This window comes from Kaistella yananensis (genome assembly GCF_026107505.2).
GTDB classification, from domain to species: Bacteria; Bacteroidota; Bacteroidia; order Flavobacteriales; family Weeksellaceae; genus Kaistella; species Kaistella yananensis.
The window spans coordinates 290660-314291 of sequence record NZ_JAPCHZ010000001.1 but is presented as its reverse complement, the minus strand read 5'-3'; the positions used below and the strand labels follow the sequence as shown (position 1 = coordinate 314291).

Annotated in this window: 23 protein-coding genes; 9 read left to right on the top strand and 14 right to left on the bottom strand. The window is 39.2% G+C overall.

Going from position 1 to position 23632, the window contains the following annotated elements:
- The first annotated feature begins 230 nt into the window (after positions 1-230).
- Together OK344_RS01340 and OK344_RS01335 are read left to right on the top strand one after the other, a co-directional pair.
- Positions 231-1145, top strand: a complete 915-nt coding sequence (locus OK344_RS01340) for an ABC transporter ATP-binding protein (RefSeq protein ID WP_265143094.1) — start codon at positions 231-233, stop codon at positions 1143-1145.
- A gap of 42 nt (positions 1146-1187) precedes the next feature.
- Entirely contained in the window at positions 1188-2504 is a 1317-nt protein-coding gene (locus OK344_RS01335; protein WP_265143093.1) for an ABC transporter permease, read from the top strand.
- Between the two features lie 93 nt (positions 2505-2597).
- Here the strand turns inward: OK344_RS01335 and OK344_RS01330 are convergent, their stop codons facing one another.
- The 10 genes from OK344_RS01330 to OK344_RS01285 all read right to left on the bottom strand — a co-directional run bounded on the left by OK344_RS01330 (position 2598) and on the right by OK344_RS01285 (position 11719).
- Positions 2598-3263 (bottom strand): porin family protein, encoded by a 666-nt coding sequence (locus OK344_RS01330; RefSeq protein ID WP_265143092.1) that lies wholly within the window; start codon positions 3261-3263, stop codon positions 2598-2600.
- A 90-nt stretch (positions 3264-3353) separates the two neighbouring features.
- The gene (gene sucD / locus OK344_RS01325) at positions 3354-4226 is read right to left on the bottom strand and encodes a succinate--CoA ligase subunit alpha (RefSeq protein WP_088467966.1); all 873 of its coding nucleotides are present in this window, start codon (positions 4224-4226) and stop codon (positions 3354-3356) included.
- Between the two features lie 27 nt (positions 4227-4253).
- On the bottom strand, positions 4254-4859 hold the full coding sequence (locus tag OK344_RS01320) for a hypothetical protein (RefSeq protein WP_265143091.1): 606 nt from the start codon (positions 4857-4859) through the stop codon (positions 4254-4256).
- A 50-nt stretch (positions 4860-4909) separates the two neighbouring features.
- Entirely contained in the window at positions 4910-5815 is a 906-nt protein-coding gene (locus OK344_RS01315) for an LpxD N-terminal domain-containing protein (RefSeq protein ID WP_265143090.1), read from the bottom strand.
- A 42-nt stretch (positions 5816-5857) separates the two neighbouring features.
- Positions 5858-6421, bottom strand: a complete 564-nt coding sequence (gene efp / locus OK344_RS01310) for an elongation factor P (RefSeq protein WP_088467969.1) — start codon at positions 6419-6421, stop codon at positions 5858-5860.
- A 76-nt stretch (positions 6422-6497) separates the two neighbouring features.
- Positions 6498-7286 carry an acyl-ACP--UDP-N-acetylglucosamine O-acyltransferase gene (lpxA, locus tag OK344_RS01305; protein ID WP_088467970.1) on the bottom strand — a complete coding sequence of 263 codons (789 nt, stop codon included), beginning with the start codon at positions 7284-7286 and terminating at the stop codon, positions 6498-6500.
- On the bottom strand, positions 7287-8684 hold the full coding sequence (locus tag OK344_RS01300; RefSeq protein ID WP_265143089.1) for a bifunctional UDP-3-O-[3-hydroxymyristoyl] N-acetylglucosamine deacetylase/3-hydroxyacyl-ACP dehydratase: 1398 nt from the start codon (positions 8682-8684) through the stop codon (positions 7287-7289).
- Positions 8677-9708: a UDP-3-O-(3-hydroxymyristoyl)glucosamine N-acyltransferase gene (gene lpxD / locus OK344_RS01295; RefSeq protein ID WP_265143088.1), complete on the bottom strand. Its 1032-nt coding sequence runs from the start codon at positions 9706-9708 to the stop codon at positions 8677-8679. The genes OK344_RS01300 and lpxD overlap by 8 nt, the downstream gene beginning before the upstream one ends.
- A 74-nt stretch (positions 9709-9782) precedes the next feature.
- Positions 9783-10457: a hypothetical protein gene (locus tag OK344_RS01290; RefSeq protein WP_265143087.1), complete on the bottom strand. Its 675-nt coding sequence runs from the start codon at positions 10455-10457 to the stop codon at positions 9783-9785.
- Between the two features lie 50 nt (positions 10458-10507).
- Complete coding sequence (locus tag OK344_RS01285; protein ID WP_265143086.1) at positions 10508-11719, bottom strand: HD domain-containing protein; 1212 nt, start codon at positions 11717-11719, stop codon at positions 10508-10510.
- 222 nt (positions 11720-11941) lie between these two features.
- Here OK344_RS01285 and porX point away from each other — a divergent pair, with 222 nt between their 5' ends.
- From porX to OK344_RS01250, 7 genes are all read left to right on the top strand, one after another.
- A complete protein-coding gene (gene porX / locus OK344_RS01280) occupies positions 11942-13483 on the top strand; it encodes a T9SS response regulator signal transducer PorX (protein WP_265143085.1) in 1542 nt (513 codons plus the stop codon).
- Positions 13484-13620: 137 nt separating this feature from the next.
- A complete protein-coding gene (locus OK344_RS01275; protein ID WP_265143084.1) occupies positions 13621-14385 on the top strand; it encodes an exodeoxyribonuclease III in 765 nt (254 codons plus the stop codon).
- 258 nt (positions 14386-14643) lie between these two features.
- Positions 14644-15723 carry a glycosyltransferase gene (locus OK344_RS01270; protein ID WP_265143083.1) on the top strand — a complete coding sequence of 360 codons (1080 nt, stop codon included), beginning with the start codon at positions 14644-14646 and terminating at the stop codon, positions 15721-15723.
- Positions 15720-16862, top strand: coding sequence for a UDP-galactopyranose mutase (gene glf, locus OK344_RS01265; protein WP_265143082.1), 1143 nt, complete (start codon positions 15720-15722; stop codon positions 16860-16862). The genes OK344_RS01270 and glf overlap by 4 nt, the downstream gene beginning before the upstream one ends.
- On the top strand, positions 16840-17964 hold the full coding sequence (locus OK344_RS01260; RefSeq protein ID WP_265143081.1) for a glycoside hydrolase family protein: 1125 nt from the start codon (positions 16840-16842) through the stop codon (positions 17962-17964). Before glf ends, OK344_RS01260 begins: the two co-directional genes overlap by 23 nt.
- A gap of 19 nt (positions 17965-17983) precedes the next feature.
- Positions 17984-18457 carry an adenylyltransferase/cytidyltransferase family protein gene (locus OK344_RS01255; RefSeq protein WP_265143599.1) on the top strand — a complete coding sequence of 158 codons (474 nt, stop codon included), beginning with the start codon at positions 17984-17986 and terminating at the stop codon, positions 18455-18457.
- An 82-nt stretch (positions 18458-18539) separates the two neighbouring features.
- Positions 18540-19229, top strand: coding sequence for a YciE/YciF ferroxidase family protein (locus OK344_RS01250; RefSeq protein WP_265143080.1), 690 nt, complete (start codon positions 18540-18542; stop codon positions 19227-19229).
- A 63-nt stretch (positions 19230-19292) separates the two neighbouring features.
- Here OK344_RS01250 and OK344_RS01245 read toward each other — a convergent pair whose 3' ends face one another.
- From OK344_RS01245 to rfbB, 4 genes are all read right to left on the bottom strand, one after another.
- The gene (locus OK344_RS01245; RefSeq protein WP_265143079.1) at positions 19293-19664 is read right to left on the bottom strand and encodes a septal ring lytic transglycosylase RlpA family protein; all 372 of its coding nucleotides are present in this window, start codon (positions 19662-19664) and stop codon (positions 19293-19295) included.
- A 522-nt stretch (positions 19665-20186) separates the two neighbouring features.
- Positions 20187-21488: a 30S ribosomal protein S12 methylthiotransferase RimO gene (gene rimO, locus OK344_RS01240; RefSeq protein WP_265143078.1), complete on the bottom strand. Its 1302-nt coding sequence runs from the start codon at positions 21486-21488 to the stop codon at positions 20187-20189.
- Positions 21489-21603: 115 nt separating this feature from the next.
- Positions 21604-22461: a glucose-1-phosphate thymidylyltransferase RfbA gene (gene rfbA, locus OK344_RS01235; protein WP_265143077.1), complete on the bottom strand. Its 858-nt coding sequence runs from the start codon at positions 22459-22461 to the stop codon at positions 21604-21606.
- Between the two features lies 1 nt (position 22462).
- Entirely contained in the window at positions 22463-23542 is a 1080-nt protein-coding gene (rfbB, locus tag OK344_RS01230; RefSeq protein ID WP_265143076.1) for a dTDP-glucose 4,6-dehydratase, read from the bottom strand.
- Between the last annotated feature and the right edge of the window lie 90 nt (positions 23543-23632).

The window sequence follows — 23632 nt, the reverse complement described above, 5'->3', positions numbered from 1 at the left end:
TTTTCCCGAAAATACCGGAACAGATTTACCTCATCAAGATTTCGACTGCAGAACTTTGGATTCGTTTGATCAGGGAAAGTGAAATTTTTTGAAGTATAGTCAGCGGATAAAAACTATGGATTTCAAATATTTAATTTTGGATTTCTGCAAAACTCTTGACTTATTTTAGATTGCCTTTAATCCGTAACATTCAGCTAGTTTTGAAGACTAATTGATTAAATTGATTTTTGATGCTTAAAGCAGAACATGTAACCAAAACTTACAACGCAGGCAAAAAGCTTGCGCTCGAAGACTTCTCCATCAACGTTCCCGAAGCGAGTATTTACGGCCTTCTTGGACCGAACGGCGCCGGAAAAACTACCTTCATCAGAATTATCAATCAGATTACGCAGGCAGATTCAGGCGAAGTTTTCATCAATAACGAAAAACTGAACCCTAACCATATCCGCCAGATCGGTTATATGCCTGAAGAGCGCGGACTCTATAAAAACATGTCGGTGGGTGATCAGATTCTTTATTTTGGTGAACTGAAGGGAATGAGCAAAAATGATGCGCTGAACCAGGCAAAATACTGGTTCGAGCAGCTGGAAATCGACCAGTGGTGGAAGAAAAAACTCAGTGAACTCTCCAAAGGAATGGCGCAGAAAATTCAATTTGTGGTGACCGTGCTGCACCGCCCGAAACTGTTGATTCTTGATGAACCGTTTTCGGGTTTCGATCCGGTAAATGCCAATCTCATAAAAGACCAGATCCTCAATTTAAAAAACAACGGTACCACCATCATCCTCTCTACGCATCGCATGGAAAGTGTGGAAGAAATGTGCGATTATGTAGCATTAATAGATCATGCGAAGAAAGTGCTTGACGGAAAAGTGTTCGATGTGCGCGAGCAGTTCAAGAAAAATATATTCGGGGTAACTTTGGCAGACATCAATAATGACGCATTTGAACAGTTCAGAAACCGTTATCAGATTCAGGAATATGCAACAGAGAACCAGTTGGTTTCCTTCGATTTGAAAAACGATAATGACCAAAATATTTTGTTGAATGAATTGATGAAAGTCGGCAAAATACGGTCTTTTGATGAGAAAATCCCGAGCATGAACGAAGTTTTCATCAACGCAGTTTCTGCCGGTAAGCGGTAAATTTCTCTTTTAATGTTTAAAAATTAACCTGAAAATCAATTCATGAAAAATATATTTTTAATTACCAGAAGAGAATATCTTACCCAGGTAAAGAAAAAATCTTTTATCATCCTTACCCTTCTCGCGCCGGTGCTGATGATCGCTTTTGCGGCGTTTATCACATTTCTCTTCAAGGCAAACGAAAGTTCGAGCACGTTTAACGTCATTGATAAAAGCGGACTGTTTGTAGGCAACCTGAAAAGCGACCAGTCGATAAAATATGTTTTCGTACCTCGGGAAAACGAGAAAGCACTTACCTCGACTTTAAAGGACATGGACGGAATCGAAGGACTTCTGATCATTCCCGAACTTAAAGATAACAACTTTGATGAGCTTGAGAAAAACTCGAAATTACTCATTAATAAAAAGATTGGTTTCGAGACTAAAATGAGTGTGGTAGCTGATCTGTCGAGAATCATAAAGCAGGAAAAAATTAAAAAACTCGGAATTTCTGAAGATCAGATCATCAGTCTGGATAAAAATTTCGACCTCAATACCCAGAATGTTGTAGATAATAACAAAGCAGATTCAGATCTTGATTTCGGGATAAAATCGGGGCTCAGCATGGTTTTGATGTACGCGGTTTTCATGTTCATCATCATTTATGGCGTGCGCGTGATGCGCAGTGTTCTGGAGGAAAAAAACAACCGCGTGGTAGAAATCATCATCTCTTCCGTAAAACCGTTTGAACTCATGATGGGGAAAATTCTGGGTGTAACACTGGTTGCATTAACGCAGTTCAGCATCTGGATTACCATGTCGGTTTTGGGCGCGATATTTCTGAATACCGGTTTTTCGGCGATGCAGAAGCAGATCCCCGGCGGCGAACAGTCGGCAGAAATGATAGAAAAATTTGATATTCAACAGACCGCCTCAGAAGTTTCGCATATTCTGCTGGACATGAATTATCCGCTGATCATCTTCGTTTTCATCATATTCTTTCTGTTCGGGTATATTTTTTACAGCTCGATGTACGCAGCCATCGGTTCAGCAGTGGATAATGAAACCGAAACGCAGCAGTTTACTCTTTTCGCCATCATTCCGCTGATGATCGGCATGTACGGAAGTTTTACGATTATGAATAATCCTGAAGGACCGCTTGGTTTTTGGCTATCGATTATTCCGTTCACCTCGCCGGTGGCCATGATTGCAAGAATTCCGTTTGGGGTTCCGGGCTGGCAGATCGCACTTTCAATCTTCCTGCTGGTGATTTCAACGTTACTGATGATTTATATCGCGGCAAAAGTTTACCGGGTAGGAATTTTAATGTACGGAAATAAAGCAAGTGCTAAAGAAATCTGGAAATGGATCAGGAGTTAAGCCCGTTCAGGTTAAGGTTAAGCTTACGCTTAAGTAAAAATAAATCCCGTCAAATTAATTTTGACGGGATTTATTTTATAAGTTTAAAAATTTTTACTGGAAAATATAACTCAAACCTACGCTGAGTACCTGTTCAGATTTTTTCTTGCTCACGTTGGGATCATTCGTCTGCTCGTTCATCAGTCCTTTATACGTGTTGGTTAAACCGATATCGTAGCGGCCGGTAACCTCAAGCATTCTTTTGTAAGAAAAACCGATGCCCAAACCTACGCCGAAATTAAAGCTTGCAGCCTTGCCGTTAATCCCCGTTTCAGGATCACCTTCTTCAGTATATCGTAATGGTGCATTTTTTACGTTCTGATTGATCAGAAAATTGAATTTAGGACCTGCGAGGCCAAAAAATTCAGATTCTGCTTCCGAAAAATAGCCTTTAAAATAAAGAGGGACACTGATATAATTGTTGGCATATACCGCATCATAACCTACTGCACCCTTCAAATCCTTATCTTTTCCGGTTTCGCCGGCACCCAGATATTCGATTCCCGGCTGGATATAAAACTGGTCGTTATTGTCTACCGGAATTAAGGCCAAAACCCCGCCAAACCCCGAATAAATGGGTCCTGAAGGATTATGGGCATTGCTCACGCGCGAGTAAGTACCTCCTCCGGTAATACCAAATCTGGTATTACGCAGATCAATCTGTGCTGAAAAAAACGTCGCTGCGCATAGTGCGGAAACAACAAATAGTTTATTTTTCATAATAGTGTTTATCGACAAAGATAAAAAATATTGATCAAAAAAAGATTCTGTAAAAACTTACAGAACCTTTTTATATTTTGATGAGGAAAATTATCCTAAAACCTGAGCTACAGTAGAACCAATTTCAGCAGGTGAATCCACCACATTGATTCCATTTTCTCTCATAATCGCCATTTTCGCCTGTGCAGTATCTTCGGCACCACCTACGATTGCTCCTGCGTGACCCATTGTTCTACCTTTTGGTGCAGTTTGACCTGCGATAAAACCAACAACTGGTTTTTTAGAACCGCTTTCTTTATACCATCTTGCAGCTTCAGCTTCTAATGAACCTCCGATTTCTCCGATCATGACTACAGCATCCGTTTCAGGATCGTTGATGAACAGTTCCAAAGCTTCTTTGGTTGTAGTACCGATGATGGGGTCACCACCAATTCCGATCGCGGTAGAAACTCCGTAACCTGCTTTCACTACCTGGTCAGCAGCTTCGTAAGTAAGGGTTCCTGATTTTGAAACGATACCCACTCTCCCTTTTTTGAAAACAAAACCTGGCATAATTCCGATTTTCGCTTCGTCGGAAGTGATGATTCCAGGGCAGTTTGGCCCGATCAATCGGCAATCTCTGTCAGCAATATAAGCTTTAACTTTCACCATGTCTTCCACAGGAATTCCTTCGGTAATACATACAATTACTTTAATTCCGGCTTCCGCAGCTTCCATAATGGCGTCTGCAGCAAATGCAGGCGGAACAAAAATAATGGAAACATTCGCGCCCGCTTTTTCTACCGATTCAGCAACGGTATTGAAAACCGGTTTTCCCAAATGCTCAGTCCCTCCTTTTCCCGGAGTTACACCGCCTACTACGTTGGTTCCGTATTCAATCATCTGACCTGCGTGGAAGGTTCCTTCGTTTCCTGTAAAGCCCTGTACGATTACTTTAGAATCTTTGTTTACTAATACTGACATTTTATATTTTTTTTAAAATTTATTATACTATTTTCTTGATTTAAGAGATTCGTATTTCTCTAATAATGATTGCATTACAAAATCTATACTATTCTCAGCTTGTCTCAATGAGCTGGTTTTCGCTTCTTGAATTAGGTTTTCCATTTCGGGCTCGTCACTGAAAAATTCAATTAATTTTTTCTTTGGCAAACCGGTAAAATATCCAACTCCGATTCCTTTTTTGGCAACTTTATTAAATAAAAAATCGGCGGCTCCTTCGCCCCCAGGTCCGGAAGCATAATAATCTCTGAACCATTCTATTGTATCTCCATTAAATAATCTCTCCTGCAAAGTTTTCTTATTTTCGGAACGATTAAGGAAATATCTTTTTTTCCCAACAAAATCCACAAATGAAAGTTCCTTTACATTAGAAGCCTCCATTTTAGACTTATTACCGCTTTCATCAACAATACTTATTTTTTCGTTTAAACTTGATCCATAGATAAGCGTCGGGTCTATCATATTGACCGTCACTCTTATCTTTACATTCAATGTATCGTTGTCTTGAGTGATGATTTTAGCATCTACCACCTTTTTCTGCGAAAAGCAAAAAGAGATCAAAAACACCAAAAAACCCGATAAAAACTTTTTCATATTTGATTGATAAGCAAATTTAGTGTTTTAAGAAATTTTATCGGTTATCTTTACTTAAGATTTTTCAGTTTCACCTCTTTTCTTAAATATTCTCTAAATTCTTCCGCCAACTGTCCGAAATAGGTTTTTCCGCCTTCCAGGTCTTTATTGACGCCGGTTTTGCCTAAAAGAACGGCTCCTTTTCCCACTCGGTTACCGGAGGCCATACCTACTTGTCCCCAAACCGCTACCTCGTCTTCGATGACGCAACAACCTGCAATCGCAGCGTGGGAAGCAATAAGCACTTTTTTACCGATGATGGTATCGTGACCGATTTGTATTAAATTATCTAAAATAGAACCTTCGCCAATAATGGTGGAATCCGTTACGCCACGGTCGATGGTGCAATTGTTTCCTATTTCAACGTTGTCTTCAATAATGACATTTCCCACAGAAATCAGGCGGTCGAAATTTCCGTTCAGTTTTCTGTAATAGAATGCGTCGCCGCCCAAAACAGTTCCGCTCTGGATAATCACGTTGTCGCCGATGATGGTTCTGTCGCCTATTACAACATTCGGGAAAATGATACTGTTTTTGCCGATTTTCACTTCGTTTCCGATCACTGCGGAAGGATGAATGCGTGTTCCTTCGCCGACTTCAAGATCGTGAAGTTCTTCTGAAAAATTGTAAATCCGCGTGAAATGGATATTGATTTTATTGAAATCCCTGAAGGGATCATCGGAGACCAACAAAGCCTTCCCTTCCGGACAATCTACCACTTTATCGATGAGAATAATGGTCGCCGCGGAGTTAAGCGCTTTGTCGTAATATTTGGGATGATTCACAAAAACGATTTCCCCGGCTTTTACGCGGTGAATTTCGTTGGTCCCAAGAACAGGAAAGTTTTCGTCGCCAATCATTTTGGCGCCGATGAGATCTGCAATGTTCCTTAGGGTCTGCGGTTGGTTGAAGGTCATATTTTAATAAGCAGATGGAAGATTTTCACCTTCCATCAATTTTTATTTTACGCGTTCCAGATAATTCCCGTCTTCGGTGTTTACTTTAATTTTGTCACCTGCTTCAATGAAAAGAGGGACCATAACTCTTGCTCCGGTTTCTACGATGGCGTTTTTCAGGGCGTTGGTTGCAGTATTTCCTTTCACTCCAGGATCTGCTTCAATTACATCCAGATAAACCGTTGGTGGGATTTCTGCTGAAAGTGGAGATTCATCTGCTTCTTTCAGAATAATGGTAACTTCTTCACCTGCTTTCATGAACTGTGAGTTCTCGATCATCTCTTTGTTCAGGTAGATTTGTGAGAAATCATCATTGTTCATGAAGTGAAAACCATTGTCGTCTTCGTAAAGATACTGGAATTTTCTGGTGATTACTTTTACTTCATCAATTTTGTGACCTGCGGAAAAAGTGTTTTCAAGCACTTTGCCGTTGGTTACCGATTTCATTTTGGTTCTTACGAACGCTGGACCTTTTCCTGGTTTTACGTGTAAGAAATCGATAATTTTGAAGATATCGTTACTGTATTCGATACACATTCCTTTTTTAATATCGTTGCTGGTTGCCATTTAATGTTTGAATTTTTAGTTATCGTCTGAAGATGCATCTCCGGACTTATCAGTGTTAATTAAAGTTGTATTGTGTCTATTCTTTTCCTGTGCCGTAGCCTTTTACGATACCTCTGGGCGAATTCTTGATGAATTCTAAAATTTCGTCTCTTTCGGCAGTCGGCAGCATTTCTTTTTCAATATAGCTTGATGCCTGCGAAACATTCATCTTCATCTGGAAGATGGCTCTGTAAATTTTCTGGATTTCGAAGATCTTGTCGTTGGTAAAACCTCTTCTGCGCAGACCTACCGAATTAATTCCTGCATAAGTCATGGGCTCCCGTGCTACTTTCACATAAGGCGGAATATCTTTTCTTACCAAAGTTCCTCCGGAAATCATCACATGTTTACCGATTTTCCCAAACTGGTGAACCGCTGAAAGTCCGCCCATTACGGTGTAATCCCCGATTTCAACATGCCCTGCAATACCGCAACCGTTCACGATGATTACGCCGTTCCCGAGAACACAGTCGTGCGCAATATGTGATGTCGCCATAATGAGACAGTCGTTTCCTATTTTGGTGTAACCCAAAGCTTTGGTTCCGCGGTTTACGGTAACACATTCTCTGATGGTGGTATTGTCACCGATAATCACCTGGGTATCTTCACCTTCGAATTTCAGATCCTGCGGAACTGCGGCTATCACTGTACCTGGGAAAATACGGCAGTTTTTCCCGATTCTGGCACCATCCATAATCGTTACGTTAGGACCGATCCACGTTCCTTCGCCAATTTCTACATCACCGGCAATGGTAGTAAACGGTTCTACGATTACATTTTTCTTTATTTTTGCGCGTTTGTCAACGGCAGCTAACTGGTGTACCATTTAATCCGGTTTATTTTTTGCGACCTGCGCCATCAATTCAGCTTCTACTACAACGCTGTCGCCTACATAGCCATAGCCCTGCATGTGAACAATCCCTCTTCGGATTGGGGAAATAAGTTCTATTTTAAAAACCAGGGTATCACCCGGAACCACTTTTTTCTTAAATTTTACTTTATCCATTTTAATAAAATAAGTGGAATAGTTTTCGGGATCAGGAACGCTTGCCAGAACGAGGATTCCACCGGTCTGTGCCAGAGCCTCTACCTGTAAAACGCCCGGCATCACCGGTTCTTTAGGGAAATGCCCCACAAAAAACGGTTCATTCATGGTGACGTTCTTCAGCCCCACTACGTGAGAGTCTGAAAGCTCAAGAATTTTATCAATAAGGAGGAACGGCGGCCGGTGTGGCATAAGTTTCATGATTCCGTTGATATCGAAAACGGGTTCTTTGTAGATGTCGATATCGGGAACATTTTTCTTTCTCTGCAGTTTCCACTGTCTGTTGAGTTTTTTTGCAAACTGGGTGTTTACAAAATGTCCCGGTTTGTTGGCGATCACTTTTCCTTTAATTTTTACTCCTACCAAGGCTAAGTCACCAATCACGTCTAACAGTTTATGGCGCGCGGCTTCGTTGGGATAATTCAGGGTAAGGTTATCTAAAATCCCGTTCGGGCGGATGGAAACATCATCTTTACCGAAGGCTTTTTTCAGTTTTTCTGAAGTTTCTGCAGTAAGTTCTTTATCCACATAAACAATAGCGTTGGAAATATCGCCACCTTTAATAAGACCGGCATCCAAAAGCATTTCGAGTTCATGAAGGAAACTGAAAGTACGTGCGGATGAAATTTCGTCTTTAAATTCTGAAATATCTTTTAAGGTGGCATTCTGGGTTCCGAGAACTTTCGTCCCGAAATCTACCATCGTCGTCACTTCATAAGTATCGGAAGGGATGATGGTAAGCTCGGATCCGGTAGTGGGATCAACATAATTCAGAACTTCCTTCACAACCAGATATTCGCGGTCTACATTCTGTTCCACAATCCCTGCTTTTTCAATGGCATCAACGAAAAACCTTGAAGAACCGTCTAAAATTGGAGGCTCTGCACTGTTCATTTCCAGAATAGCATTATCGATGTCGCAGCCTACCAAAGCTGCCAGAAGGTGTTCGCAGGTATGAATTCTGACTCCTAATTTTTCAAGGGTCGTTCCCCGTTCGGTTGCAGTGACGTAGTTTACGTCGGCCTCAATATGAGGATGCCCCTCCAAATCGGTACGTACAAATACAAAACCGGTATTCTCCTTGGCCGGTTTTATTGTTAATGTTACTTCTCTTCCGGTATGAAGCCCAATCCCACAAAGGGAAACTTCTTCCTTTAAAGTTTTTTGTTTATCACTCACTGGTTTTATCTTTAGTGCTGTTTTCAATAGTATTGATGCGTTTCACGATTTCGGTGAAATTTCTGAAATGCACATAATTTCTTCTGTATTCTCCGGCATTAATGGCAGGTGATCCGTAAAGAATTTCCCCGTCTTTGGTATTGGAATTTACGCCACTCTGGGCCTGAACTTTCACCTGATTTCCGATTGTAATGTGTCCGACAATCCCCACCTGACCGCCAATCTGATTCCAGTCACCAATAACGGTGGATCCTGCAATGCCTGCCTGAGCTGCAATTACATTGTTCTCCCCAATCTTAACATTGTGGGCAATCTGAATTAGATTATCGATTTTAGTTCCGTTTCCGATCACGGTTGAACCAATTGTTCCTCGGTCGATACTGCAGTTGGAGCCAATTTCAACATGGTCTCCCAAAACAACATTACCCAGTTGCGGAATTTTCTGATAACCGTCTTTGGTCACCTGAAAACCGAATCCGTCTGATCCTATTACGGTATTGGAATGGATGACGCAGTTGTCGCCAATCACGCAGTAATCATATATTCTTACCCCACTGTAAATAATACAGTTTTTGCCGATTTTTACATTTTTGCCTATGTAAACGTGAGGGTAAATCTGGCTTTCGTCACCAATTTTTACTTTTTCGGAAACACAGGTAAACGCGCCAACATACACATTTTCACCAACTTTGGAGGTTTCATGAAATACAGCACCCTGCTCGATACCGGTCTTTCTGCCCTGCAATTCCTTATAAAGATTCATCAAAACCTGAAAAGAAAGATAGGCATCTTCTACGGCAATAATGGTCATAGGATAAGTGTCTTTGGTTAAAAGTTTTTCGGAAACGATAAGTACCGAACATTTTGTAGTGCCAATATAGTCTGCAAATCGATCCTGCGCGATGAAGGAAAGATGGCCTTCTTCACCACTCTCAATAGGGGAAACACCGCTGATAGTGGCATTTTCGTCGCCTATAATTCTTCCGTTGATAAAACCTGCGATCTGCGATGCTGTAAATTCCATATCCTGCAAAGATAAGAAAATATGGTTTACACAAAATAATTTTCAGAATTTTAGACGCCTAAAAACGTGTGTTTTTACTGCAATATAATTCCGCTTGATTTCACAAATTTAATAGCGGGGGAATTATGAATGTGTGCTTTGAATTCCTTTATTTTTTCCGGACTGTTGTCCAACAAACCCATTTGAATGTATCCTTCTTTTTCCATCACCCACCAAAAAGACATGTTTTTCGCATACTTTTTGTTTGCGGGATTCTGAGCAAAATCGTTCAGAAAAGTCATTAATTTATTGAGCTCATTATAAGAATATTTTTGCGTGTTGAAATGCACTTTTTCACTGCCAATAATCTTAATAATTTCCCTTTTACCTTTAGCCGTATCTCCAAATAAATTTATTTCCAGGGCACCGGAATCGTTGATAAAAGCTCCACCATAATACCCGGGAATATTTTCGCCAAAGTGTTTGAGTAATTTTTCCAATTTTTGATTGGCTTCCCACTGAAAAGCTGCATCGGCTTCGCCCGTATTTTTGTCTTGATTTTCTTCTACGTTTACTTCCCGATTTCCCTTTTCCTCCTTAACGATTTTTATTTCTGCTGTATTCTCTATAGTCGAACTATCAGAAACTTTATGTGTTTTAACAACTACGGAATCCTTTTTTACTGATTGTTGAATGGTATTTTGTATAGAATTTTTCTTTATGCAGGAAATGGCAAAAAGACCACTCAGAACCAACAGAATTTTTCTCATCACTTCCAATTTTGAAAGTAAGGGCAAAAACTGAACCGATTCGGATCTAATTAAATCTCTCTGGGAAAAGACAGAATATATTTAGTATTGGGTTGATTTATAAATGCGGAAAGAATCTGATTTTCAGAATCTTCGAGCCTGAATTTCTCGCCATTTTTTGGAAGAAGATGAATTGGCTGTTTTTCTGTATTGTACGGAAGCAGCGTTCTTGAAATTTCATCCACGAGTTCCGCTCCATTTTCAATATTGAAGAAAGCGTTTGTTTTGGCAATTTTATCTTCAACAAAATCTTTTTCGAAAGGTTTTGAAGAAATCATGGTCTTCGGAAAATTCCTTTGAATAACACATTTACACAGATAAGAAAGAATAAAATCATCACTTTTTGTCCAAAATTTCATCGCCTGAATTATATCGTTATCATCCAACTCTGTAAATCTTTGGATGTCTTCTTTTGTGGCACGAACGAACTTATTTTTTTCGAGGAAATATTTTAAATTATCGGAAGCTTTGAGTTCTTTTCCTTCCGAAACTAAAGTTCTTGCGCGGTCCAAAATTTTCACCAAAAGATGCTCTGCCAAAGCCGATGTCTTGTGATAATAAACCTGCCAATACATAAACATCCTCGCCGTTAAAAAATTTTCAATGGAATAAATTCCTTTCGCATCAATTACAAGTTTGTCATCCGCAACATTCATCATCGAAATAATCCTTTGCGTATTGACATTTCCTTCCGAAACCCCGGTGTAGAAACTGTCGCGTTTTAAATAATCCAAACGGTCTACATCAAGTTGAGAAGAAATCAATTGATTGAAAAATTTCCGGTGATATTTCCCTTGAAACATTTCTATTGCCATCGTCAGTTCACCGTCCAATTCTTTGTTCAAGTCATTCATTAACAACAATGAAAGCTTTTCATGATGCCAATCTTCCATCAGCATATTTTCCAAAGCATGCGAAAAAGGACCATGACCAATGTCGTGAAGCAGAATCGCGAGCATGGCAGATTTTTCTTCCTCTTTGGAAATTTCAGTGCCTTTCAGTCTCAATGTTTCCAGAGCGGTAAACATCAGATGCATGGCGCCCAAGGCGTGATGAAAACGGGTATGGGTAGCGCCGGGAAAAATTAAATTCAGCAGGCCGGTTTGGGAAATCCGCCGCAGACGCTGAAAATAAGGATGCTCAATGACATCAAATAAAATTTCGTGAGGTATTTTAATAAAGCCGTGAACCGGATCGTTGATGATTTTGAATTTATTCGTCATTGTTTAATGGCTGTCTCTTAGATAGGAATCAGTTTCGCACTGCAAATTTAAGTTTTTATACGGTGATACCGCTTTTTTTAAAAATATCTTACCGCAGCCATTCAATTATTTAACGCAACTTTAACGTGTTTTTAAAAGAAATTTGGCAATCTTTGGTTGTACTTTTGACGCCTTACAGTAGGCCTGAAAAGCTCAGGCAATTAATCAGAACAATTGAAATAAATGGCAAAATTAATATGGATTGATGATGAAGTGGATTTACTGAAACCTCATATTGTATTTTTAGAGAACAAAGGATATACGGTAACCCCGGTAAACAACGTAAATGAAGCACTGGAAATGATCGAAAAAGAAAATTTTCAGCTGGCATTGCTCGACGAAAATATGCCCGGCATCAGCGGTCTGGAAGCGATTCCGATGATTAAAAACATCGATTCTGCCATAAAGATCGTGATGGTAACCAAAAACGAGGAAGAAAGAATCATGGAACAGGCCATCGGTTCACAAATCGCTGATTATATACTGAAACCCGTAAATCCGAATCAGGTGCTGCTTTCTTTAAAGAAAAACCTTCAGGAAGAAACCCTCGTGGAGGAAAAAACAATCCTCGAGTATCAGCAGCAGTTCCGCAACCTTTCCATGGAACTTTCTTATCTGAGAACGTACCAGGACTGGGCAGAATATTATAAGAAAATCCTGAACTGGGAAATAAAATTCGATAAAGTGTTCGATAACGAATTTGCCGATTTACTGCAGTCCCAAAAAGAAGAAGCAAACATTCAGTTCTCCAAATTCATTGAAAACAACTACGAAGACTGGCTCCACACCAACGAAAAACCCATGATGAGCCACACTTTGTTTAAAGACAAAGTAAAGCCTGAACTCGAAAAAGAAAAGGTGCTTCTCCTGATGATCGATAATTTGCGTTACGACCAGTGGAAAGTAATCGAACCGCTTTTCACCAAGTTTTACAACAAAACCTCTGAAGATTACTATTTCAGTATTTTACCCACCGCAACACAATATGCAAGAAATTCGTTTTTTGCCGGTTTGCTCCCTTCGGAAATCGAAAAACGTTTTCCCGATAAATGGTTTAATGACAATGAGGACGGAAACAAAAACGAACATGAGCGCGATTTTCTGGAAGACCAGATGAAACGGCTCGGACTTTCCGGCAAATCAATGAAATACCTGAAAATCCTTAACGCAGATTTTGAGAGAAAGATTCTGGATGATTTCAACCAGCACAAAAACAACGATCTGCTCGTGATCGTCTATAATTTCATCGACATCCTGTCGCATGCGAAAACCGATAACGTGATTGTAAATCAGCTCATCCGGGACGATAAAACTTTCCGATCACTTACTTACAACTGGTTCGAGAATTCATCACTCATGAAAATCATCAAACAGGCTGCTGAAAACGGATTCAAGCTGGTAATTACCACCGATCACGGAACGGTATATGTTAAAAAACCCAGCAAAGTGGTGGGAGACCGAGAAACCTCAACCAATATCCGCTACAAAACCGGCAGAAGCTTAACGTATGAAAACAGCGATGTATGGGCGATCTCTAATCCTGAAAAATTATTTTTACCGAAAGGAAATCTGAGTTCCAAATATATTTTCGCGAAAAACAACACTTTTTTAGCGTATCCGAAAAACTATAATCATTTCGTGAATTATTACAAAGAAACCTACCAACACGGAGGAATCTCTTTGGAAGAAGTGATTATCCCGATCAGCATTATGGAGCCCAAATAGTTTTTTTTCATAGTTTATTTAAATTTGGGATCCAATTGGGCGGAAGAAACATACTGTTTTTTCCGCCTTTTTTGTGCGGTAAATTTCGGTGGAATCAAAATCGCTTTTGTAATTTTGGGAAAAATAAAAAATATTCAATGAAAATTATTTCATACAATGTAAACGGAATTCGTGCTGCTTTTACCAAAGACTTTCTGGGCTGGCTAAAAAATGCGGATCCCGACATTATCTGCATTCAGGAAAGTAAAGCCGGAAATGACCAAATCGATATCGAAAGTTTAGAGAAAATCGGATACAAAAGCTATTGGCATTCTGCGCAACGAAAAGGGTATTCCGGTGTAGGAATCGCCTCTAAAATTGAACCTCTTCTTGTAAAATATGGTTGCGGCATCGAGCGTTACGACAGCGAAGGAAGAGTGATGAGAGCAGATTTCGACGGCTTCTCGGTGATTTCCGTGTACGTTCCGTCCGCTTCCAATATCGAAAGATTAGAATTCAAAATGCAGTTTTGTGAAGATTTCTTGGTTTACATCAATGATTTAAGAAAAACCGTCCCAAACCTTATTATTTGTGGCGATTTTAATATTTGTCATAAAGCCATCGACATTCATAACCCAGAAGGATTAAAAAATGTCTCGGGATTTCTTCCGATGGAAAGAGAATGGATGACAAAATTTATTGAAGAATGCGAAATGATAGACAGTTTCAGGTATTTTAATGACCAACCCGACAACTATTCCTGGTGGAGTTACAGGCAAAATTCCAGAGCAAGAAACAAAGGTTGGAGGTTGGATTATAACTTTGTTTCATACAGTTTAAAGGAACGTTTGCAGCGAGCCGTCATCTTAAAAGAAGTGTTCCATTCCGACCACTGCCCTGTTTTAGTCGAATTAGAATTTTAAAATTTTGACTGCTACATTACATTAAATTTACATTAATATCTATTTTAGTTTATAAATTTTTCAGTAATGTTATGATTACCACACCATTGGTATAATCTTTGATTTTTAAACAATAGCTCAATAATTTATTCTTCGATGGATATTTATGAGCTTTTACCTATTATTTAAGCTAGAAAAATTTCGGAATTACTCATGTTGAAATATCAACGAGAAACTCTGTGCTTTTTTATTTAAATCCAAATCAAAAAAAATAAACTAATGGAAATTAACCCAAAAAGCAATCATTTAGATTATGACATGATTGTATTCTGCCATCTTAGATGGGATTTTGTATATCAACGGCCCCAACATTTAATAACCCGCCTAGCCAAAAACTACAGGATTTTAGTCGTAGAGGAGCCACAACCAACGACACTCAACGGTCATTCGCCATTTGTAGTTCGGGAGGTACAACCCAATATCCACGTCCTTCGTCCACCTGTCCAAAGCATGGAATCAATTGGACCTTTCTTGAAAAAACATTTGAAAAACCGAGTATTTCCTATTGGGTGGTTCTATTCTCCCTCTTTCATCAGCGTTTTGGAAACTTTAGATTTTGGCACCGTTGTTTATGACTGCATGGACGAACTCTCCTTGTTCCGAGGTGCGCCGGCGCAGCTTATTGATCAGGAAAATCAACTTCTAGCAGCTGCGGATATCGTATACACTGGCGGTAAATCACTATTTGAATCAAAAAAACTTAAACACCATAATGTCTTCTGCTTTCCGAGTTCTGTTGATATTAACCACTTTTCTAATGTAAGTGACATATCCATGCCCGATGATTTAAAAGACATTCCGCAACCTATCGTAGGGTATTATGGCGTTATTGATGAACGTATAGATCTAGATCTTCTGCGGAAAACCGCTGCCAAATCTCCTGAGACCTCTTTTGTAATGATTGGTCCATTATGTAAAATCAGCGAGAGTGATTTACCGCAGGCAGACAACATTCACTATTTGGGAATGAAATCCTACGGCGAGCTTCCACAATATCTTCAACATTTTAAAATAGCAATGATGCCTTTTGCTCTCAACGATGCAACAAAATTCATCAGCCCTACCAAAACTTTGGAGTATATGTCTGCCAGCAAGCCTATCATTTCCACCAGAATTAAAGATGTGGAACGCGACTATAGCAATTGCATCCTCCTCATCAACGATGAGAACGATTTCTGCGAAGCAATTAACAAAGCTTCCAGTCAGGTTTTGGGCGAGTATCGAAAAATTTTGGAGAAAACTTCCTGGGACAACACCGCCGAAAGCATGAAGAACATCATTGAAAAAGTAACAGCATGAACAATGTAGACATTTTAATAGTAGGAGCAGGCATTTCGGGAGCAACTTTGGCGGAACGTTATGCCAGCATTGGTAAAAAAGTGGTGATTATCGAAAAAAGAGATCACATTGCGGGTAACTGTTATGATTTTTATGAGGAAAACGGAATTTTAACTTCAAAGTACGGAGCTCACTTATTTCATACCAACGATAAAGAAGTGTGGGAATACGTGAATCAATTTGGCGAATGGTATCCTTGGGAACATCGTGTGGTTGCAAGAGTGGATGATAAAACCGTCCCCATTCCTGTAAACATTACTACAGTGAACACGCTGTTCGGGACGGATATCAAGACTGAAGAAGAGATGACAAGCTGGTTAAACTCCAGCCGTATACATTTCGATAAGCCAGCCAATGGTGAAGAAGCAGTACTTAACCGCGTAGGAACCGTTTTGTATGAAAAAATGTTTAAGCATTATACCAAAAAACAATGGGACAAATATCCCGCAGAACTTCATGCTTCTGTCTTGGAAAGAATACCGGTGAGAAACAATTATGATGACCGATATTTCTCTGATGAGTACCAGGCACTTCCTAAAGAAGGATATACCATGATTTTCGAGAAAATGCTTGATCATCCAAACATTACCGTCTTATTAAATACGGATTATTTTGATGTAAAAGAACAGTTTGAAGGTTATGAAAAATTATTTTACACCGGACCGGTAGATCGTTTCTTTGAGTTCAAAACTAACTTGGAAAAACTGGAATATCGCTCCATCAATTTCGTTACAGAGCATCTCGATCAAGAATATTTTCAGGAAAACAGTGTGGTCAATTATCCTGGAAATGAAGTAGATTTTACACGTATTGTGGAGTACAAGCACTTTGGCAATCAAAAATCTGCGAAAACCACTATTGTAAAAGAATATACTGTTGATCATGGAGAGCCTTACTACCCTGTCCCGAATGAAAAGAACCAACTGATCTACGACAAATACAAAGCAGAAGCCGATAAACTTACCGACGTTTATTTTGTTGGCAGATTAGCGAACTACAAATACTTTAATATGGATCAGGCTTTTAAAAATGCTTTAGATTTATTTTCATCACTAGAAACTCCAAATCGAAAAGATCATGAAGCCAAGACAACTGTTTAAAAGTTATTTAATGGGTGGCTTCGAGTGTGCGGATCATCTCAATCGCTCAGGAAATCGTGTAAATCTACTCCAAAATACACAACACGACATCCGCGCTGCGGAAGATTACCAGTTAATATCCGAATTGGGAATCAAAACGGTACGCGAAGGCATCTGTTGGAGTGAAGTTGAAAAAGTTCCGTACCAATATGATTTTTCTGAAGTTTTAAACCGAATGAGAACTGCAAAAGAATACAATTTGCAAGTGATTTGGGATTTAATTCACTTTGGTTATCCGGACGGATTATTTCCAACGCACCCACATTTTTCCCAGCGATTTGCTTCGCTGTGTGAAGCATTTGCAGCTTTCTACAAACAAAATTCGGAGGAACATCTAATGGTTGTTCCGGTTAATGAAATCAGCTTCCTTTCCTGGTTTTCCGGTGAGGCGCGAGGAACTGTTCCTTACGCTGTTCACAACGGTTGGGATATTAAATACCACCTGTGCAAAGCCGCCATTAAAGGCATAGAAGTTTTAAAGCGAGAACTTCCATCTTGTACAATTGTTATGGTAGAACCATTGGTGAAAATTCACTGTGACGGCGACGATCCTGAATATTTAGCTCGTCGAAATGAATATCAGTTCGAAGCTATGGACATTATTGGTGGCAGACTATGCCCTGAACTCGGTGGCCAAGAAGATTATCTGGAAATCTTGGGATTTAATTATTATTGGAATTGTCAGTGGAAAGGTGAGGACGAAAGTTTGTGCTGGCCTGATCCTGAAGGAAAAAGAGTTCCGTTACGACAACTTCTCTCCGATGCTTTTCGGCGTTACCAAAAGCCGATATTCCTCTCGGAAACTGGGCATTTCGGCGAAGGTCGTGCTTCCTGGTTAAAAGAAATTTCCGAAGAATGTAGCGAGGTTGTGCGAAGTGGAATAGATTTTCAGGGTATTTGCTTATATCCAGTGACAGACCGTACAGACTGGGATAATTTTGAACACTATCATAATTCGGGAATCTTTGATCTCGACGATAAAGGCAACCGAATTCCGGTCGCCGACTACATAAATGCAATACGTGAGCATCAAGAAGGGTCAATAGCTATTTCTGTGTACTAAATATTAAAAATTTTACATGATGGAAACAACAAAAAAAATAGTAGGAATTACGTTCAGTTGCTTCGATTTATTACATGCAGGGCATGTGCAGATGCTGGCAGAAGCTAAAGAGCAGTGCGATTATCTCATTGTGGGTCTTCAAACCGATCCCACTATTGATCGACCTGAAAAAAACAAGCCTACCCAAACTGTTGTAGAACGCTACATTCAACTAAAGGGTTGCCAATATGTGGATGAAATTATACCTTACACCACAGAAGAAGATTTAGAAGATATTTTAAAACTCTTAAGTATTGATGTGAGAATCATCGGAAACGAGTACAAAGACAAAAATTTCACCGGAAGAGCATACTGTGAGCAGAAAAACATCCGGCTTCATTACAATGAAAGAAACCATCGGTTCTCAAGTACCAATCTAAGAAAAGAAGTTTACCAGAGAGAGCAACTCAAATTAAATGAAAAGGAAGCTCCCAAACTTGAAAAAATCAGCTAGATCCGAATCAGTCTTACTGGTATAGATTTGATAAAACCAGAAAACCAATTCACAACATATTAATATTAAAAAATTAAAGATTATGGCAAAGACTACAACAAAAGCCGGCTCCTCCAAGTCAACGGCTGCTAAAAGTTCCGCTGCAAAATCCACTGCTGGAAAAACTTCTTCTAGAAAAGCATCTTCTACGAAAACAGCTGCAAGTACAAAAAAAAGTACCACTTCCAAAGCTACATCCGCAAAGACTTCTACCAAAGCAACCAATAAGGTAAAGCCTGCAAGTGATGCTGCTGAAAACTTAAGAGAATTCTTAATGGATGGTTTAAAGGATATTTATTGGGCTGAAAAAGCGTTGGTAAAAAACCTTCCAAAGATGGCTAAAAACGCTACTTCAAAAAAACTTACTCAAGCTATCAATAAACATTTGGAAGAAACCCAGAACCATGTTACAAGGCTTGAGGATGTGTTCAAAGCGCTAGGCGAGAAAGCAAAAGCTGAAAAATGTGATGCGATGGACGGTTTACTGAAAGAGGCTGAAAGCATTTTAGAAGAAACAGAACCAGGAGCGGTTCGAGATGCCGCTATTATTGCTGCAGCGCAAAAGGTAGAACATTACGAAATTGCGTCTTACGGAACCTTAGCGACATACGCTAAACATCTGGACGAGCCTGAAGCAATGGAACTACTTGTGGCCACGCTTAACGAAGAAAAAAACTGTGATTTAGATCTAACAGAACTCGCAGTATCAGAAATTAATTTAGATGCAAAATAAAAATCTAAAATAAAAAGCCGTCCCAAAAATTGGGACGGCTTTTTTTGTTTTCCTAAGTGGATCTTAATCGACAATTTCGTATTCAATTGGCATGGTTCCTTTAGCAATGTTTCCAATTGAATCGAACGCTGCTTTGGATAAATCCAACGCTCTGGAAGAGTTGAACGGACCGCGGTCGTTAATTCTCACTTCTACACTTTTCCCTGTTCTCAGATTCGTAACCTGAATTACGGTACCGAAAGGAAGCGTTCTGTGCGCTGCGGTAAGTTTTCTGTTGCTGAAAATTTCTCCGCTTGCTGTTTTCCTACCATTAAACTTATCGTGGTAGAACGATGCAAAACTTGTTTTGGCATCATTGGCATTAAACTTGTTAAAAGAATAAATACCAAGTGTTGAAATCATCATTATGATTACGAGAATCGCTCTTTTCATCATTTTGAATTATTTTATTGGTTTTGACTCTGCAAATTTATCCCGAAAACATCTTTTCCAACAATCAAACTGTTAAATTCTGTTAACAAACTCTTAATTATATGTTAAGACACTTGGCTAATTCCCTATTCATGGGAAATAAGCACGTTTGTTAAAAAGTGTTAAAAACATCCATAAAACGTTAACAAAATTAACTAATTACTGCATAGTTTCCCATTTACAAAACACACAAAATACTTATAATCAACCGGTTAATAAAATTGTAAATTTCGTTGAACGTCTAGAAAATCATTAAAAAGGAAAAAAAATTATTAAGAAATAAAAAGAAGAAAATTAAAGTGATTTTAGAATAAAAAACTGCTTCAATCCTTTATTAATGCACGTTTCAGGGAAAAGCGATTTTTAGCATCAAGCCCTGAAATTTATCAATCAATGAAAATTTTAACTAAATTGAAATGGCAAAATTCCTTGAAAATGAAAAAACCAATGAAATTCATTGGCTTTTTTGTTGATTTCATGATCAATTTAAACAAGTTCTCCGTACAAATCAAATTCTTCAGCGGAAGTAATTTTGATATTGGCAAACTCACCGATCGATAAATAGGTGTTTTCTGCAGAAACCAAAACGGTATTATCTACATCCGGAGAATCGAATTCTGTTCTACCTACAAAGTAGTTTCCTTCCTTTCGGTCAAAAATACATCGGTACGTTTTCCCGATTTTTTCCTGATTTTTCTCCCATGAAATCTGCGACTGCAGTTCCATAATTTCTTCTACTCTGGCTTCTTTCACTTCTTGTGGTACATCATCTTCCAAAAGATAGGCGGTTGTATTTTCTTCATGCGAATAAGTGAAGCATCCCAATCGATCGAAACGTTGTGTACGAACCCATTCTTTCATTTCCTGGAATTTCTCTTCGGTTTCGCCCGGAAACCCCACAATTAAAGTTGTTCGGATGGCCATATCCGGCACTTTCTCTCTGAATTTATCCAGAAGCGCGTTGGTTTTTTCATGCGTCGTTCCACGCTTCATTGCTTTCAGAATATCTGAATTGATGTGCTGCAACGGGATATCAATATAGTTACAGACTTTTGGTTCGTTTTTAATGATTTCCAATACATCTTCAGGAAATCCGGTCGGGAAGGCGTAATGCAGACGGATCCATTCAATCCCTTCCACTTTTACCAATCTCAGAAGCAAATCTCCGAGTGCACGTTTTTTATAGATGTCTAACCCGTAATAGGTAAGGTCCTGCGCAATTAAGATTAATTCTTTAACGCCTTTTTTTGCGAGCTTTTCAGCTTCAATCACTAAGTTTTCAATCGGGGTGGAAATATTTTTTCCTCTCATCAAAGGAATCGCGCAGAAGGAACAAGGTCTGTCGCAGCCTTCAGCGATCTTCAGATAAGCGTAATGTTTCGGGGTGGTCGTCATTCTTTCACCCACCAATTCATGTTTATAATCTGCACCCAAATGTTTGAGCAAAATCGGCAAATCTCTGGTTCCGAAATATTGGTCTACATCTGGAATTTCTCTAATCAAATCCGGTTTATACCTTTCAGAAAGACAGCCGGTTACAAAAACTTTTTCTACCTCACCACGGTTTTTTGCTTCCACGAAATCGAGGATGGTATTGATGCTTTCTTCTTTCGCATTGTCAATAAATCCGCAGGTATTAATCACCACGATGTCGCCGCGATCCTCGTGAACCACCTCTTTTCCGTTAGCCTGAAGCTGACCCATTAAGACTTCGGAGTCGTACACATTTTTGGAGCAGCCTAAAGTAACGATATTGATTTTCTTTTTTCCGACGGATTTCGTGCGCATTTTTATATTGAATTTGAAATTGAAGACATTTAATTTTACAGGGTGCAAATTTAGGAATAAAAAAAGACTTTAAGTTTCTGCTTAAAGTCTTTTTAAATATTTCATTTAAAACAGTTTAGATGATTCCTTTCAGATAATCACCGTAACCGCTTTTTCCGTATTTCTTGGCAGATTCCAGCAGTTGCTCTTTATTGATGAAACCTTTTTTGTACGCAATTTCCTCAATACACGAAATCTTGAAGCCCTGTCTTTTCTCCAGTACTTTTACAAATTCCGAAGCTTCATGTAAAGAATCGAACGTTCCGGTGTCGAGCCACGCGGTGCCACGGGACATTACGCCAACTTCCAACTGACCTTTTTCCAGATAAATTTTGTTAACATCCGTAATTTCGAGCTCACCACGTGGTGAAGGCTTCAGGTTTTTGGCAATTTCAACCACAGAATTATCGTAGAAATACAAGCCGGGAACCGCAAAATTGGATTTTGGATGTTCAGGTTTTTCCTCAATGGAAACGGCTTTAAAATTTTCATCAAATTCTACCACACCATATCTTTCAGGATCAGAAACCTGGTAAGCGAAAACGCAGCCTCCTTTGATATTGGTTTTTGAAGATAAAAGTTGAGGCAATCCTGCTCCGTAAAAAATGTTATCCCCTAAAACGAGCGCAACCGAATCGTCACCCACAAATTCTTCTCCCAAAATAAAAGCTTGCGCCAAACCATCCGGACTGGGTTGAACTTTATACTGAATATTACAGCCAATAGAAGAGCCGTCACCTAAAAGTTTAATAAAACCTTCCTGGTCATGCGGAGTTGTGATAATCAAAATATCTTTAATCCCGGCAAGTAATAAGGTGGAAAGCGGATAATAAATCATCGGCTTGTCATACACCGGCATCAACTGCTTGCTCACAGCGATGGTTAATGGGTAAAGTCTGGTTCCAGAACCTCCTGCAAGAATAATCCCTTTCATATTAATTATATTGCTTGTTGTAATATTTTTGGTAATCACCTGAAGTCACGTGATCCAACCATTCTTTGTTTTCAAGGAACCAATCAATAGTTTTTGATAAGCCTTCTTCGAAAGTTACGCTTGGTTTCCAGCCTAAATCATTGGCAAGTTTTGTAGCATCAATTGCATAACGTTTATCGTGTCCAGGTCTGTCTTTCACAAAAGTGATTAGTTTTTCTGAATAACCTGCAGGTTTACCGATTTTCTCGTCAACTTGCTTGATTAATTCTTTCACGAGGTTAATATTCTGCCATTCGTTCCAACCACCGATGTTGTAAGTTTCTCCCGTTTTTGATTCGTTGAAAATTTGGTAGATTGCTTTTGCGTGGTCGATTACGTATAACCAGTCTCTTGTATATTTCCCGTCACCATAAATTGGAAGCGGTTTTTCACTCAAGATGTTATGAATACAAAGCGGAATTAATTTTTCAGGAAAATGGTTCGGTCCGTAATTGTTGGAACAGTTTGAAATGATGAACGGCATTCCATATGTATTTCCGTACGCTCTCACCAAGTGATCAGAAGCAGCTTTTGAAGCGGAATAAGGAGATTTTGGGTCGTAAGAAGTTTCTTCAGTGAAGAATCCTGTTTCACCTAAAGCACCATAAACTTCGTCGGTAGAAACGTGGTAGAACAAGTTGGTTCTCGGCTCATCAGGAAAATTTCCGTGTTGATGATCTGGGTTTAATGTCCAAAATTCTCTTGCTAAATTTAAAAGATTTGCAGTTCCAATAACGTTTGTGTTGATAAATGCGTTTGGATCGGTGATACTTCTGTCCACATGAGATTCTGCAGCTAAATGTACGATCGCATCGGGATTGTATTCTTCAAAAACTTTTCGTAGCTCGTCAACTTTGGTGATATCTGCTTTTTCGAAAACGTAATTGGGTTCGTTTTCGATATCCTTCAAATTTTCAAGATTTCCGGCATAAGTTAGGGCATCAAGATTGATGATTTTGCTTTCTGGATTATTTTTGACAAATTCTCTTACGACGTGGGAACCGATAAATCCGGCGCCTCCGGTGATGATTATGTTTTTCATTCTTTTATGTTGGAAAGTTAAAAGGTGATAGGGTTAGAAAGTTATGAAGATTAAAAAAATTAACCTCAAAAATAAATTTTTATATTGCTA